14 protein-coding genes are annotated in these 14,205 nt (G+C 56.7%); 6 read left to right on the forward strand and 8 right to left on the reverse strand.

Annotated elements, in window-relative coordinates; translation table 11 throughout:
• Positions 1-3: 3 nt before the first annotated feature.
• On the reverse strand, positions 4-1,077 hold the full coding sequence (locus JOE33_RS20030; protein WP_010426629.1) for an ABC transporter ATP-binding protein: 1,074 nt from the start codon (positions 1,075-1,077) through the stop codon (positions 4-6).
• Complete coding sequence (gene argF / locus JOE33_RS20035) at positions 1,074-1,994, reverse strand: ornithine carbamoyltransferase (protein WP_003412919.1); 921 nt, start codon at positions 1,992-1,994, stop codon at positions 1,074-1,076. The genes JOE33_RS20030 and argF overlap by 4 nt, the downstream gene beginning before the upstream one ends.
• Before the next feature lie 453 nt (positions 1,995-2,447).
• Between argF and JOE33_RS20040 the strand changes: the two genes are divergently transcribed.
• The 3 genes from JOE33_RS20040 (at position 2,448) to grxD (ending at position 5,397) form a co-directional block, all read left to right on the forward strand.
• Complete coding sequence (locus JOE33_RS20040; RefSeq protein WP_010426627.1) at positions 2,448-2,741, forward strand: hypothetical protein; 294 nt, start codon at positions 2,448-2,450, stop codon at positions 2,739-2,741.
• A 132-nt stretch (positions 2,742-2,873) separates the two neighbouring features.
• Positions 2,874-4,982, forward strand: coding sequence for a molybdopterin oxidoreductase family protein (locus tag JOE33_RS20045; RefSeq protein WP_054993422.1), 2,109 nt, complete (start codon positions 2,874-2,876; stop codon positions 4,980-4,982).
• An 88-nt stretch (positions 4,983-5,070) separates the two neighbouring features.
• Positions 5,071-5,397 (forward strand): Grx4 family monothiol glutaredoxin, encoded by a 327-nt coding sequence (grxD, locus tag JOE33_RS20050; RefSeq protein WP_002554852.1) that lies wholly within the window; start codon positions 5,071-5,073, stop codon positions 5,395-5,397.
• Positions 5,398-5,523: 126 nt separating this feature from the next.
• Here grxD and bfr read toward each other — a convergent pair whose 3' ends face one another.
• The 4 genes from bfr to pyrC form a co-directional block, all read right to left on the reverse strand.
• Complete coding sequence (bfr, locus tag JOE33_RS20055) at positions 5,524-5,994, reverse strand: bacterioferritin (protein WP_002554851.1); 471 nt, start codon at positions 5,992-5,994, stop codon at positions 5,524-5,526.
• A gap of 201 nt (positions 5,995-6,195) precedes the next feature.
• Positions 6,196-6,414 carry a bacterioferritin-associated ferredoxin gene (locus tag JOE33_RS20060; protein WP_010426625.1) on the reverse strand — a complete coding sequence of 73 codons (219 nt, stop codon included), beginning with the start codon at positions 6,412-6,414 and terminating at the stop codon, positions 6,196-6,198.
• A 209-nt stretch (positions 6,415-6,623) separates the two neighbouring features.
• Positions 6,624-7,301: a ribonuclease T gene (gene rnt / locus JOE33_RS20065; RefSeq protein ID WP_003412908.1), complete on the reverse strand. Its 678-nt coding sequence runs from the start codon at positions 7,299-7,301 to the stop codon at positions 6,624-6,626.
• On the reverse strand, positions 7,298-8,341 hold the full coding sequence (gene pyrC, locus JOE33_RS20070) for a dihydroorotase (protein WP_032614890.1): 1,044 nt from the start codon (positions 8,339-8,341) through the stop codon (positions 7,298-7,300). The genes rnt and pyrC overlap by 4 nt, the downstream gene beginning before the upstream one ends.
• Before the next feature lie 148 nt (positions 8,342-8,489).
• On the opposite strand from pyrC, the gene JOE33_RS20075 reads away from it, so the two are divergent.
• Both JOE33_RS20075 and JOE33_RS20080 read left to right on the forward strand, forming a co-directional pair.
• Positions 8,490-9,392 (forward strand): OmpA family protein, encoded by a 903-nt coding sequence (locus JOE33_RS20075; protein ID WP_032614892.1) that lies wholly within the window; start codon positions 8,490-8,492, stop codon positions 9,390-9,392.
• A gap of 120 nt (positions 9,393-9,512) precedes the next feature.
• Positions 9,513-10,730, forward strand: a complete 1,218-nt coding sequence (locus JOE33_RS20080) for an argininosuccinate synthase (protein ID WP_003412906.1) — start codon at positions 9,513-9,515, stop codon at positions 10,728-10,730.
• A 660-nt stretch (positions 10,731-11,390) separates the two neighbouring features.
• On the opposite strand, the gene JOE33_RS20085 is transcribed toward JOE33_RS20080, so the two are convergent.
• Positions 11,391-11,903: a hypothetical protein gene (locus tag JOE33_RS20085; protein ID WP_010426621.1), complete on the reverse strand. Its 513-nt coding sequence runs from the start codon at positions 11,901-11,903 to the stop codon at positions 11,391-11,393.
• A gap of 1,268 nt (positions 11,904-13,171) precedes the next feature.
• Here JOE33_RS20085 and JOE33_RS20090 point away from each other — a divergent pair.
• Positions 13,172-13,798: a response regulator transcription factor gene (locus JOE33_RS20090; RefSeq protein ID WP_002554843.1), complete on the forward strand. Its 627-nt coding sequence runs from the start codon at positions 13,172-13,174 to the stop codon at positions 13,796-13,798.
• Between the two features lie 155 nt (positions 13,799-13,953).
• Here JOE33_RS20090 and JOE33_RS20095 read toward each other — a convergent pair whose 3' ends face one another.
• Complete coding sequence (locus JOE33_RS20095) at positions 13,954-14,136, reverse strand: hypothetical protein (protein WP_010426620.1); 183 nt, start codon at positions 14,134-14,136, stop codon at positions 13,954-13,956.
• Positions 14,137-14,205: the final 69 nt, after the last annotated feature.

Raw genomic sequence — 14,205 nt, forward strand, 5'->3', positions numbered from 1 at the left:
GCCTCAGTTATTGAGCGTATGCACGGCCACGCTGCCGGGCGCCGGGAACAGCACCAGATGGTCTGCTGCCACACGAATACCGACTTCCTCACCCTGGCTGTGGTCGGCATGGCTGGGGAAAATGGCTTCCAGCTGACTGCCGGTCGACAGTTGCAGTCGATACAGCGTCGAGGCACCTTGAAACGTCCGACCGATGACCCGTGCTTTCAGGTCGCTGTCTGGGGCGTAGACGATGTCGTCAGGGCGTAGCAACACATCCACCGCGGCGCCACTGACGCCCGGGTATGCCCGGTTGCCGCGCAGAATGCCGAGTTCGGTATGCACCGATTCCGGATTCATCATTTGTCCGCGAATGAAATAGCCCTGACCGATGAAGCTGGCAACGAACGGCGTTTTGGGTTCGTGATACAGATTGTAAGGCGTGTCCCACTGTTCAAGACGCCCTTCCTTGAATACGCCTACGTGATCGCTGACGGCAAACGCCTCTTCCTGATCATGAGTCACGAGGATCGCGCTGGTGCCCCGCGCCTTGAGAATATCGCGCACCTCATGGCTCAGACGCCGACGCAACTCGCCGTCCAGATTGGAGAAGGGTTCATCGAGCAGCAGGAGTTGCGGCTCGGGCGCCAGCGCTCTGGCCAGCGCCACTCGCTGTTGCTGGCCACCGGACAGCTCGTGAGGATAGCGCTTGCCCAGCGCGCCGAGGTTGACCAGTTCAAGCAACTCGGCGATCACCTGATCCAGGCGCGAGTGGTTGCGAATGCCGAATGCAATGTTTTCGGCGACACTCAGGTGCGGGAACAGCGCGTAATCCTGAAACACCATACCGATGCGGCGTTTCTCCGGAGGCAGGGTCCAGCCCGGACGGGAGATTACTTCGCCCGCCAGGGTGATCTCGCCCGCATGGATCGGTTCGAAACCGGCAATGGCGCGCAGTGTCGTGGTCTTGCCGCAGCCCGATGAGCCCAGCAGGCAGCCGATATCGCCCGCGTTGAGGTGCAGGTTCAGATCCTGCACCACACGCTGGTTCTGATAGCCGCAAGCGAGGTTGCGCAGGTTCAGCAGCAACGGGTTCATGCGGGCTTGCAGGACGGCGCGACGAGGAACTCCAGCAGAGCTTTCTGCGCATGCAGGCGATTTTCGGCCTGATCCCAGGCGACCGAGCGTGAATCATCAAGCAAGTCGACACTGATTTCTTCGCCACGATGGGCCGGCAGGCAGTGCATGAACAGCACGTCCTTGTCAGCCAGGTCGAGCAGGGCGCGCGTGACCTGAAACGGCGCGAACAATTTCTTGCGCCGCGCGGTTTCCTCTTCCTGGCCCATGGAGGTCCACACATCGGTGCTGACCAGATGGGCGCCGGCAACTGCGGCTTTCGGATCGCGGACCACGGTGACACGCTCACCGGCCAGTGCCAGGAACTCGGCGTTTGGCTCGTAGCCGGCAGGACAGGCCACACGCAACTGGAAGTCGAATTGAATCGCCGCTTCTATATAGCTGTTGCACATGTTGTTGCCATCGCCGATCCAGGCGACGGTCTTGCCCTTGATCGAGCCGCGGTGCTCCAGAAATGTCTGCATGTCGGCGAGCAACTGGCACGGGTGCAGGTCATCGGACAGGCCGTTGATGACCGGCACGCGTGAATTGGCCGCGAATTCGGTCAGATTGCTGTGCGCGTAAGTACGGATCATGACCGCATCAAGCATGCGCGACATGACTTTTGCACTGTCGGCAATCGGTTCGCCACGGCCCAACTGGGTGTCTCGATGGGACAAAAAGATGGCCTGACCACCGAGCTGAATCATCCCTGCTTCAAAAGAAAGACGGGTACGTGTCGAGGATTTCTCGAAAATCATCCCCAATACCCGATTCTTCAGCGGTTCAAAAAGTACACCGCGATTTCGCAGGTCTTTAAGCTCTACGCCACGACGGATCAAGCCCAAGAGTTCATCCGGGGTGTAATCCATCATCGAGAGAAAGTGCCTGGCGTTCATGATTAACTACCTTTTCTGCAACAGACCGCAGGTTATCAAAGCCGGTTTTTATCGATAAAACGGGCGAGACCTGCGGCGGAGGCCGCACGGGGCGACGAATAAGAAAGGCGCGATAGTATAAAAAAATGTCGCGTCTTACCAATAGCATGCGTTTTTATGAAGCATGGGTACTACTGGCGTCCCGGACAGAAGGGGCGCCGTTATTCTGTGTTGACGGGGCAAAAACTGGCTACGCTGAGAAGGTTGACAGCCGTCTGCACTTTTTCCGAAGGCAGCATTTGTACACTGCCCAAATAGCGCTTGGCAATTAGTACCAATCCTGTAACAGTCCACGTTTGCGCGGGCGTTGCCTGACGGGATGCACTTCACGGGCTTGAAACAAGGACCGTTTCTTTAATCCCGGACGTGGGTTATAAATCGTTGCCGATACATTACTGATCAAGGGGTGGGGGAATGGACTCAAAAGAGCATCAATTAACGGAGTTGCTCGGGCTCACCGCCCGCACGCTTACCCATCTGACAGCCTCGATGACCTCGATGTCTTTCGAGCTGCTGCGCAGCGAGGACGAAGTCACGCGAACGGCGGGGCGGCGCATGATTGATCGCATGGCCACCATCAGCTCAGGCCTCGACGAGCACTGGCGCCTGATTGGCGACCTGACCGGCGTCCACGTGGCGCAGGAACAGGTCGAAACCGTGGCTGAAATCCAGCAACAGCGCAAGGTCGTTACGCCTATCGGCGGTTGATTCGGCCAACTCATCCGCGTGCCTGATGCACCCCGATTCATGAGGTGAAGGTCAGTGGCGCGGGGCATGGCAGAGCACCATAGTGAGTGTTCGGCAATCAATCGGATTGCCATGCCAGGATCTGAGGCTGCGATGACCCGGACTGAACACTACCGAGCCTGCCATCTGTGCGAGGCCATATGTGGTCTTGTGATCGAGACCGTTGTGGAGGCGGATTCTGCGCCGCGTATCACCTCGATCAAAGGTGACCCGCTGGACACGTTCAGCCGCGGTCATATCTGCCCCAAGGCCATAGCGCTGCAGGACATCCAGAACGACCCTGATCGCCTGCGACAGCCGATGCTACGCACTGGTGATCAGTGGCAGCCGATTGCCTGGCAGCAGGCGTTCGATCTGGTGGCTGAACGGCTTTACGCCATTCAGCAGCTCCATGGGCAGAATGCAGTAGCGGTTTATCAAGGCAACCCCAGCGTGCATAACTATGGGTTGATGACCCACAGCAATTACTTTCTCGGCCTGCTCAAGACCCGCAATCGCTTTTCGGCCACGTCGGTCGATCAGTTGCCGCATCACCTCACCAGTTTCCTTATGTATGGCCACGGCATGCTGTTGCCGATTCCGGATATCGATCACACCGACTTCATGCTGATTCTCGGCGGCAACCCGTTGGCGTCCAACGGCAGCATCATGACGGTACCGGATGTCGAAAAGCGTCTGAAAGCGATCCAGCAACGCGGCGGCAAACTGGTGGTCATCGACCCGCGCCGCAGTGAGACGGCAGCCATCGCCGACCAGCATCTGTTTGTACGTCCGGGCGGTGACGCGGCGTTGCTCTTCGGGCTGCTCAACACGCTGTTCGAGGAGGGGCTGACCCGCGAGAGCCACTTGCCTGTCGACGGTCTGGAGCAGGTTCGACACGCCATTGCCGGCTTCACGGCAGAGGCCATGGGCCCGCGCTGCGGTATCGCTGCCGAGCAGATCCGGCAACTGGCACGGGATTTCGCGGCCGCTGACAAGGCGGTGTGTTATGGGCGAATGGGCGTGTCGACTCAGACCTTCGGCACGCTGTGCCATTGGCTGGCACAACTGATCAATCTGGTGACTGGCAACCTGGATCGTGTGGGTGGTGCGCTGTGTACAGAGCCCGCCGTCGACCTCGTCAGCTCGACCTCCGGTGGTCATTTCAATCTGTGGCAAAGCAGGGTGTCAGGCCTGCCGGAGTATGGCGGCGAGTTGCCGGTTTCGGCGCTGGCCGAGGAAATGCTCGTGGAGGGGGAAGGGCAGGTTCGCGCGTTGGTGACCGTTGCGGGCAACCCGGTGCTGTCGACGCCCAACGGCCGTCAGCTGGAGCGGGCGCTCGAAGGGCTCGAGTTCATGCTCAGCATCGATCTTTACATCAACGAGACCACTCGCCACGCCGACTTGATCCTGCCGTCCACCTCGGCACTGGAAAATGATCACTACGACACCACCTTCAACACTCTGGCCGTGCGTAACGTCACGCGCTTCAATCGGGCCATTTTCGACAAGCCCGAAGGTGCGCTGCACGACTGGGAGATCTTCGTCGGGCTGGCCAGCTCCTTTGCTGCCAAGGCCGAGCGCGCGCTGAAACCTACGTTGCCGCCTGCGCAGATGATTGATCGCGGGCTGCGTGCAGGTCTCTATGGCGATGCATCACCCCATAAGCTGTCACTGGAAACTCTGGACAATCATCCGCACGGTCTTGATCTGGGCGCTTTGAAGTCTAATCTGGCAGAGCGCCTGAAGACCGCCAATGGCCGCATTCAGGCCGCGCCAGAGGTGATCATGGCTGACCTGGCGCGCTTTGCAGCCGAGCCTGCTCCACAGGCAGGCGAGTTGCTGCTGATTGGCCGCAGGCATGTGCGCAGTAACAATTCCTGGATGCACAACTACCATCGACTGGTGAAGGGCAAACCCCGGCATCAACTGCTGATGCATCCTGACGATCTCGCGTGCCGTGGTCTGAGCGACGGCCAGCAGGTTCGGGTCAGCTCCCGGATCGGGATGATCGAGGTTCAGGTGCTGGGCAGTCTGGACATGATGCCCGGTGTGGTCAGCCTGCCGCACGGTTGGGGCCATTCGCGTGCAGGGGTAAAAATGGCGATCGCCCAGAGCCTGCCCGGCGTCAGCGCCAATGACCTGACCGACGAACGGCAACTCGACGTACTGTCCGGCAACGCGGCGTTGAACGGGGTGCCGGTGCGGGTAGTGGCGTGTTAAGGCTCAAGACAGAGCGTCATGCTCGGGATTTCGTTACAATGCGCCACCGTGCCGACAACTGAGTCGGATATTTCAGCCGAGGTGCTCCATGGATATCATCGAAACGATCAAAGAGCAGATTGCCAACAACACCATTCTGCTTTACATGAAAGGCGCTCCGAACGCCCCGCAATGCGGCTTTTCGGCCAAGGCTTCCCAGGCATTGATGGCGTGTGGCGAAAAGTTTGCCTACGTCGACATTCTGCAAAACCCTGAAATCCGCGCCAACCTGCCAAAGTACGCCAACTGGCCGACGTTCCCGCAACTGTGGGTTGCCGGTGAGCTGGTGGGTGGTAGCGACATCATCACCGAGATGATGGCTGACGGTTCGTTGCAGACCTTGGTCAAGGAAGCATCCGCCGCCAAGGCCGAGTAAAGTCTTGCACAGAGCGTCGCACGATAGTCGCGATTACCGTTCCCTACGCTCCAGCATGGTTTTACGCACAAGAAAAAGCCCGCTCTCGATTGAGGCGGGCTTTTTCATTGCGGCGCGAGGGGTAAATCAGTCACCCATCTGCGACTGCAGGTAGTTCTCGATACCGACTTTGACGATCAGACCCAGCTGAGTCTCCAGCCAGTCGATTTGCTCTTCCTTGGGCTCAAGGATGTCTTCCAGCAGCTCACGGCTGCCGAAGTCACCGACCGTCTCGAAGTGAGCGATCGCGGCTTTCAGATCGGCCAGACCTTTTTGCTCGATCTTCAGGTCGCACTCCAGCATTTCCTTGGTGTGCTCACCGATGAGGATCTTGCCCAAGTCCTGCAGGTTTGGCAGCCCTTCCAGAAACAGCGTGCGCTTGATCAGCTTGTCAGCGTACTTCATCGCATGGATGGACTCTTTGTACTCATGCCCACCCAGCTTTTTCAGACCCCAGTCTTCGTACATGCGCGCATGCAGGAAATACTGATTGATAGCGACCAGCTCGTTCCCGAGGATCTTGTTGAGATGCTGGATGACGGTAATGTCGCCTTTCATGTTCGAGGTCCTGCCGGTGGCTTGTGTATATAAGTGCCGAGTGTGAGCTGCACTCAAACGCCTGTCAAACCTAAGTTATTGAATAATAAGTGAAATTAAATAGGAATAAGAATGTTTGAGTTCCGCATCTTGACGCTAAGCGCTTGAATTACAGGCATAAAAAAACCGGACAGGGTGTCCGGTTCTTTAAAAGAGGGGGATTCAGGCAGCTGAAAATTTTGCCGGATAGGCCAGCAATGCATGACTGGTTTGCAGTTCGGTCAGCGTATCACGCACCACTTCCTTTGCCAGGCAGGCGCATTTTCCGCATTTAGTCGCAACACCCAGCGTTTCACGGACTTCACGATAACTGCAGCAGCCTTCCAGAATTGCATCCCGGATTTGACCGTCGGTGACACCTTGGCAGAGGCAAACATACATAAGCTATGGACCGTCGCTGGTTTATTGCTTGGTGTCGAGGAGCTTAATGTTAATGAGAATGCTTGTCAAAACTGTTTTGGGTTGTATTCAGGTCGAGCGATGAGCGGTTGCTTTCGCAAGAAAAGCATCATGGATCTGCTCTCTGGGTCGTCCCGCTGCAGGCATGAAAAAACCGGCACAAGGCCGGTCCATTCAAAGACGTCACGACCTCAGTCGTCGAAATCTTGCCAACCGCCCATTTCTTTCCAGCGGTTGACGATGCCGCAAAACAGCTCGGCCGTCTTCTCGGTGTCGTAACGGGCCGAGTGCGCCTCGCGTCCGTCAAAGTCGATGCCGGCAGCCTGACAGGCCTTTGCCAGCACGGTCTGACCATAGGCCAGGCCGGCGAGGGTGGCGGTGTCGAAGCTGGAGAACGGGTGAAACGGGTTGCGCTTCATGTCCATCCGCGCAACGGCGGCATTGACGAAGCCGAGGTCGAAGCTGGCGTTGTGGCCGACCAGCACCGCACGCTTGCAGCCATTGGCTTTGAGGGCCTTGCGCACGCCGCGGAAGATGTCGTTCATCGCGGTTTCTTCGCTGACTGCCATGCGCAGCGGGTGATCGAGCTTGATGCCGGTGAACTCCAGCGCGGCCGCTTCGATGTTGGCACCCTCGAACGGTTCCACGCGGAAGAAATAGGTGTGTTCCGGGAACACGAAGCCTTTTTCATCCATGCCGATAGTCACCGCAGCGATTTCCAGCAAGGCGTCGGTGGCTGAATTGAAACCGCCGGTCTCTACGTCGACGACCACTGGCAGGTAGCCGCGAAAGCGCGCTGCCATCGGGTGACGGGAACCGCCGCCACCGCCGTGGCCTTCGTGTTCGTCGTCAAAATGATCTTCACTCACGCGTGTTCCTCCAGACGCCAGCGCAGTGTTTCACCAGCGCGCAGCGGGATAACGGTCAACTCGCCGAACGGCAGGCTGGCAGGGGCGGTCCACTCGTCACGCACCAGCGTGATGGTGTCCTGATTGGCGGGCAAGCTGTAGAACGCCGGACCGTGAAGGCTGGCGAAGCCTTCCAGCTTGTCCAGAGCGTTACGCTGCTCGAAAGCTTCTGCATACAGTTCGATGGCTGCGTAGGCGGTATAGCAACCGGCGCAACCGCAAGCGTTTTCCTTGGCATGCTGAGCATGTGGCGCCGAGTCGGTGCCCAGGAAGAACTTGCCGCTGCCGCTGGTGGCCGCGTCGAGCAGGGCCGTCTGATGCGTATTGCGCTTGAGGATCGGCAGGCAATAGAAGTGCGGACGAATCCCGCCGACCAGCATGTGGTTGCGGTTGTACAGCAGGTGATGCGCGGTGATGGTCGCCGCGACATTGGCTGAAGCTTCATTGACGAACTGCACCGCTTCACCGGTGGTGATGTGTTCGAACACCACTTTCAGGGTCGGGAAGCGCTCGACTACACGACGCAGGTGCTCGTCGATGAAGACTTTCTCGCGATCGAACACGTCGATTTCGCCACGCGTCACTTCCCCGTGCACCAGCAGCAGCATGCCGACTTCGGCCATGGCTTCGAGGGCAGGGAAGATCTTGTCGATGCTGGTGACACCGGAATCGGAGTTGGTGGTGGCGCCGGCCGGATACAGCTTGGCCGCATACACGAAGCCACTGGCCTTGGCAGTGCGGATGTCCTCGGGCGTGGTCTGGTCAGTGAGGTACAGCACCATCAACGGCTCGAAGCGGCTGCCGGCCGGGCGTGTAGCCAGAATGCGCTGGCGATAGGCATCGGCTTGCTGCGCGTTGCGTACCGGAGGCACGAGGTTGGGCATGATGATTGCGCGGCCAAAAGTTCGCGCTACGTCAGCAACGGTATGAGGCAAGACAGCTCCGTCACGGAGGTGAATGTGCCAGTCGTCGGGACGCAGGAGGGTCAGGCGGTCAGACATTGGGGATTCCAGGCGGGTCAAACTCGCTGGGAATGCTACCGGAAAAGACTCTCTCAGGCATCCGCTATCAAGTTTTGCATGAAGTTACCGATAGCTCCCTTGTCAGTCGGTATTTTCTGTTTCGCGTTCATTTCCAGTGGAGCCTCCCGTGCGCCAGCGATATTTAGCCCTGCTCAGCATGTTTGCCAGCCTCCCGGCGATGGCTATCAGTTTCCAGACGCGTCTGGAGAGCATTGAGTGGAAGGTCGAAGGCGATCAGTTCGAGTGCCGCCTGACTCAACCGATCACCGACTTCGGTGCCGGTGAGTTCGTGCGCCGCGCGGGCGAGCAGGCGACGTTTCGCCTCAAGGCTTCATACAACATGCTCGGTAACGGCTCTGCGACGTTGCTGGCGGCTGCGGCGCCCTGGCAGCCGGGACGCGGCGATATCAACCTGGGATCGGTGCGCGTCAGCAATGGCGATATTCCCTTCAATACCTCTCAGGCCCAGGCCGGACGTCTGATCAGCGGCCTGATGGACGGGCGCAGTCCACTCATTCGCCACTACACCCGAGACGGCGGTCAGATGGAAGTGCGTCTGCTGCCGGTCAAGTTCAGCAAGGCATTCAACGATTATCAGGCATGCACTGCCAAACTGTTGCCGATGAACTTCGATCAGATCAAACAGGCCGAGGTAGGTTTCCCGGGCGGCGGTATCGAACTGGACGCCCGTGCCAAGGCGCGTCTGGACAACATGGTGGCCTATTTGAAGGCCGATCCGACCGTGAACCGCATCGAACTGGACGGCCATTCGGATAACAGCGGCAATCGCTTGACCAATCGTGACCTGTCCCGCCGTCGCGCGTTGGCAGTCATGGATTATTTCAAGGCTCAAGGCATACCCGAGCAGCAAATCACCCTGCGCTTTCACGGCGAACGCTACCCGCTGGCGCCCAACACCAATGAAGCCAACCGTGCGCGCAACCGCCGGGTGAACGTGCACCTCGAACGCGTTGCACCCGATGAGCGCCCGGTACCGGTCGCATCTGCCAACGCGGCACACACCTCTTAAGGCCTGTAAAAGGCCCCTGTCAGACGTCGCCTTGTCGTCACAAGCTGTCGCGCCCCTGTAAATTTGCTGGTTTGAACGGTAGAATCAGCGGTTTTCCGTACAACCCGGTGGAGTGATGGCATGGCGGACGTAAACAAGGTAGTTCTCGCGTATTCCGGTGGCCTGGATACTTCGGTAATCCTCAAGTGGCTGCAAGATACGTACAACTGCGAAGTGGTGACCTTTACCGCTGACCTGGGTCAGGGTGAAGAAGTAGAGCCGGCACGCGCCAAGGCTCAGGCCATGGGCGTGAAAGAAATCTACATCGATGACCTGCGCGAAGAATTCGTGCGCGATTTCGTCTTCCCGATGTTCCGTGCCAACACCGTCTATGAAGGCGAGTACCTGCTGGGTACCTCCATCGCCCGTCCTTTGATCGCCAAGCGTCTGATCGAGATCGCCAACGAAACCGGCGCTGACGCCATTTCCCACGGCGCAACCGGCAAGGGTAACGACCAGGTACGTTTCGAGCTGGGTGCCTACGCGCTCAAGCCAGGCGTGAAGGTCATCGCTCCGTGGCGTGAATGGGATCTGCTGTCGCGTGAAAAACTGATGGACTACGCCGAGAAGCACAACATTCCGATCGAGCGTCACGGCAAGAAGAAATCCCCGTACTCCATGGATGCCAACCTGCTGCACATCTCTTATGAGGGCGGCGTGCTGGAAGACACCTGGACCGAGCACGAAGAAGACATGTGGCGCTGGACCAAGTCCCCTGAGGACGCGCCAAACGTTGCGACCTATCTTGAGCTGACCTATCGCAATGGCGACATCGTTGCTCTGGACGGCGTCGAAATGACTCCGGCCACTGTGCTGGCGACCCTGAACCGCATCGGTGGCGAAAACGGTATCGGCCGTCTGGATATCGTTGAAAACCGTTATGTGGGCATGAAGTCCCGTGGCTGCTACGAGACCCCTGGTGGCACCATCATGCTGCGCGCTCACCGCGCCATCGAATCGATCACCCTGGACCGCGAAGTCGCCCACCTCAAGGACGAACTCATGGCCAAATACGCCAGCCTGATCTACACAGGTTACTGGTGGAGCCCTGAGCGTCTGATGCTGCAGCAGATGATCGACGCATCCCAGGCTCACGTGAACGGCGTTGTGCGTCTGAAGTTGTACAAGGGCAATGTGATCGTTACCGGTCGCAAGTCGGATGATTCGCTGTTCGACGCCAACATTGCCACGTTCGAAGATGACGCAGGTGCCTACGATCAGGCCGATGCAGCGGGCTTCATCAAGCTCAACGCATTGCGCATGCGGATTGCAGCCAACAAGGGTCGCAAGCTGTTCTGATGCCGCACGTTTGATAAGTGCAGCCCCTCAGGGCTGCACTTCAGATGCTGACGGCCCTTCATGCGTCAGCGGCTGTACGCGGTTTTTTTCAGAGCTGCCGTAAGGCGCCTTTTTTCTTGCACAGCAACTGCGGCATGCTCGGGCGCAGGGCTAAGATAGTTCAGAATATCCTCCTGCCTCACGCCGTGACGCTTCATTAACGCCTTCAGCTGTTTCTCGAATTCGAGTGTGTGGACAAATTGCTTATTGCACTTGAGTGTTTCAAGCAGTGCCTGCTGTTTGCTCAGTGCGTTTCAATGGCGCGGTATTCTTTTAATATCGACATGGTCCTTCCTTCGAGGTGTCATGTAAAAAACAGTGAATCAGTAAAATCATGTTGGCTCATGAGTGAGAAGGCGCTCCTCTGTGTTAGGTGGCAGTGTGCAAAGAAGCCTGTCACTGTTTTTACATGGGGTTTCAATGCGCAGTCATTGCCCAGCATGATTCTGTGGTCGTGTGTATGCAGTCGTCGAAGAGCTTCTTACCGTTGGCGTCGAAAAGCGCCTACTTGTTTTAGTGTTTTCCTACAGCACCTGTAGATGTTCAACGCAGGGCATGACAGCGCTTTCCATCGGCTATCTGACATCTATCGCACACCGTGTCTGTTCCTGGCGTGATTATTCAGTGCCTGTCGCGCTCCCGTTGTTGCCCGAACTCAAGCCGGTAGGCCTTGCCAATGTTGAGTATCTGACGGAGACTCAGGTCGAGTATCCCGGCGATCTCGGACGCGGTGTAGCCCAGTGCCGAGTAGTGCATGGCGTGGCCTGCAACGACGTCGTCGATATCCGTAAGGTCATGAGCTGCCTGCCTGCCAGAGGGCAGCGAGGGGTGGCTGAGTTTAATGGCCACGCCGTTTTCTGTCGCCAGCCGACGAATAGCCCTTTTATTCATGCGTAATGAGTACTGCAATGCGGTAAAGCCCGCCCCCTTGGCGGCCAGATACTTCAGTTGCTGAACTTTGCCAGCGAGTTCAGGTGTATGTTCCTCAGCAGGCGTTGTACTCGATAATGCTGCAGTCTCTCCTTCGGGGATGACTGCAATAACACCGCCTTTGGCAACAAACGCTTCCACTGCGGTCATCAGGTCAGACGCGGTGTGGGGGGATGGCCGCGTACGGGTGTATTTAGTGTTCATGGTAAATCCCTTTTTGAACATGGTTATACAGGGCCCATTCAAAAGAGTTGCCAGGCGCCCCGAGAGTGTCCAGAAGACAGTGGTGCTGAATCGGCGATATAACCCTTTGCCTGTATTCATCCGGCCACGCGATACACAAAGCCTGTGTCAATGCGCCGCGGATGAAGTACATAAGTACCGTGCGTAGCGACAGGATGCCACAGGGCTTCGCGTGTTCAAGAACAGCAAGTAATGAAGTTGCTGTTAAAAAAGTAACGACTGGTAATAAAATTTGCAAGGGAAAAATGGTGAGTTACAAGATTTGATTGGACGGTTTTTATAAGGTCTTACGAGTTGTAATGGTGCGTCTGTTAATTGTGTAGTCCGTTTCCTGTTCGAAAGAGCGCGGCTGGCTTTGAAATAAAAAATGGTATTTGCTACTTGTCGAAGGAGCTGCTCATGCTCTTGAATGATGTAGGGTTATGCTATGGTGTGTGTAAGATTTTGCGGTGGTAAGAGGTGAAGGGATGCTGGGTGAAAACATGGCAGTGATCGGTTCATGGAAGCATGGCATGTTGATGTCGTGAGTTCAGATGTAGGACTTTTCTTGATGTTTTGTAAGGCTTCTCCTTAAATAAATATTTGTACGAAATTCTGTAAATGGTGTGTAATTTTTAAACCTTGTTTACGTATGTAGCATGTGAATGTATTCCTTGCTCCTCAAGCGTGTGTGCAGGACCGGGCGTCCGCATGCGGGGGCTTTTCAGTCGTCCTGCCAGGGGGGCGCCATGTGCACGTTTCGTTTTCCATGCTGCATGCCGATAACAGTGCGCTGTGATGGGGGCCTTGTTTTTGCGGGGCGCGAAGGGCATGACCTGTTTCAAATGACTCGACTAAAGGTATTGGTTTTAATTTGCTGGCGATAAGCCATGTATTGGTCTCGTGTCGTGACGCCGATGCAGGAATACGCTGGTGATACTTTGACAGGTGCAACAGGGGCATTTCGAACTTGAAAGTTCGGCAAGCGTCTGGTGCGCGTATTTATCTACTGATGCTGCGATGCTTGTGCCGTAGCTATCAGAAAAAAATTCACCAGGTTCCGAAAAGGAAGGCTCTGTGAAAATCAATAAAAAATGTGCGGTTCTGCCAAGTATTGTAGGAAGTTTCTGCTGTAATTGTAGGAATGGTCTTTGGCTGTCGATCCACAAGGGTGAGCGCCATGCAAAGCAGTAAACGACTAAGTTATTGTGCTGGCTCTGAAAATTCGAATAGCGAAAAATGGACTGCCCATGAATAAAGTGCTGATCGTGGATGATCATCCCGTCATTCGCCTTGCTGTGCGCATGCTGATGGAGCGTCATGGCTATGAGGTCATTGCGGAGACTGACAACGGTGTGGATGCGCTGCAACTGGCGCGTGAACACCTTCCGGATATCGTCATTCTCGATATCGGTATCCCCAAGCTCGACGGGCTGGAGGTGATTGCCCGTCTGTCAGCCATGACGTTGCCATTCAAGGTATTGATCCTCACCTCCCAGGCACCGGGTCACTTTTCCATGCGCTGCATGCAGGCCGGGGCAGCCGGTTATGTCTGCAAGCAACAGGATCTGACCGAACTGCTCAGTGCCATCAAGGCGGTATTGTCAGGGTACAGCTACTTTCCCAACCAGGCGTTGCACACCGTTCGCTCCAGTATGGGCAACGCAAGTGAGTCGGACATGGTCGACCGGCTTTCCGGCAGGGAGATGATGGTTTTGCAGCAGTTGGCCAGAGGCAAGACCAACAAGGAAATTGCCGACGGCATGTTTTTGAGCAACAAGACCGTCAGTACTTATAAAACGCGTTTGTTGCTCAAGCTCAACGCGCACTCACTGGTCGATCTGATCGAGCTCGCCCAACGTAACGGGCTTGTCTGAGTAAGGGGCTCCCTAGAGTCGTCGTGCCTGATGCCCACTGGTGCAGTTCAGCTATCGAGTAGTCATTTCACGTCGTGATCACATAGTGAAGCCTCTTCTGCGAGAGGCTTCAGGCAACACATGAAAGGAAGTCGGTGGCGAGGTTTCAGATCAATCTAGAAATCGAAGTCGTAATCAGCCAATTGTTTCTGCAAACGCCTTTCTTCAAGAAGGTTGTCGATGGTGCGTCGTTTGCTCAGGTTGGTCTTCGCCGGCTCGACAGTCGCGGGTTCTGTGTCGTCCGCATCAACGGCGACAAGGTCGTCATCTACGTCCAGTTGTTCGTTGTCAGTGCTCATGAAGTCGACTCCAGGGCTTGGGCTCTCTGGCGCTTCTTATAGCGACAATCCACTGACGGGTAAAAAAGA

Origin of the sequence: Pseudomonas sp. PvP027, from assembly GCF_017833005.1 — a bacterium.
GTDB classification, from domain to species: Bacteria; Pseudomonadota; Gammaproteobacteria; order Pseudomonadales; family Pseudomonadaceae; genus Aquipseudomonas; species Aquipseudomonas congelans.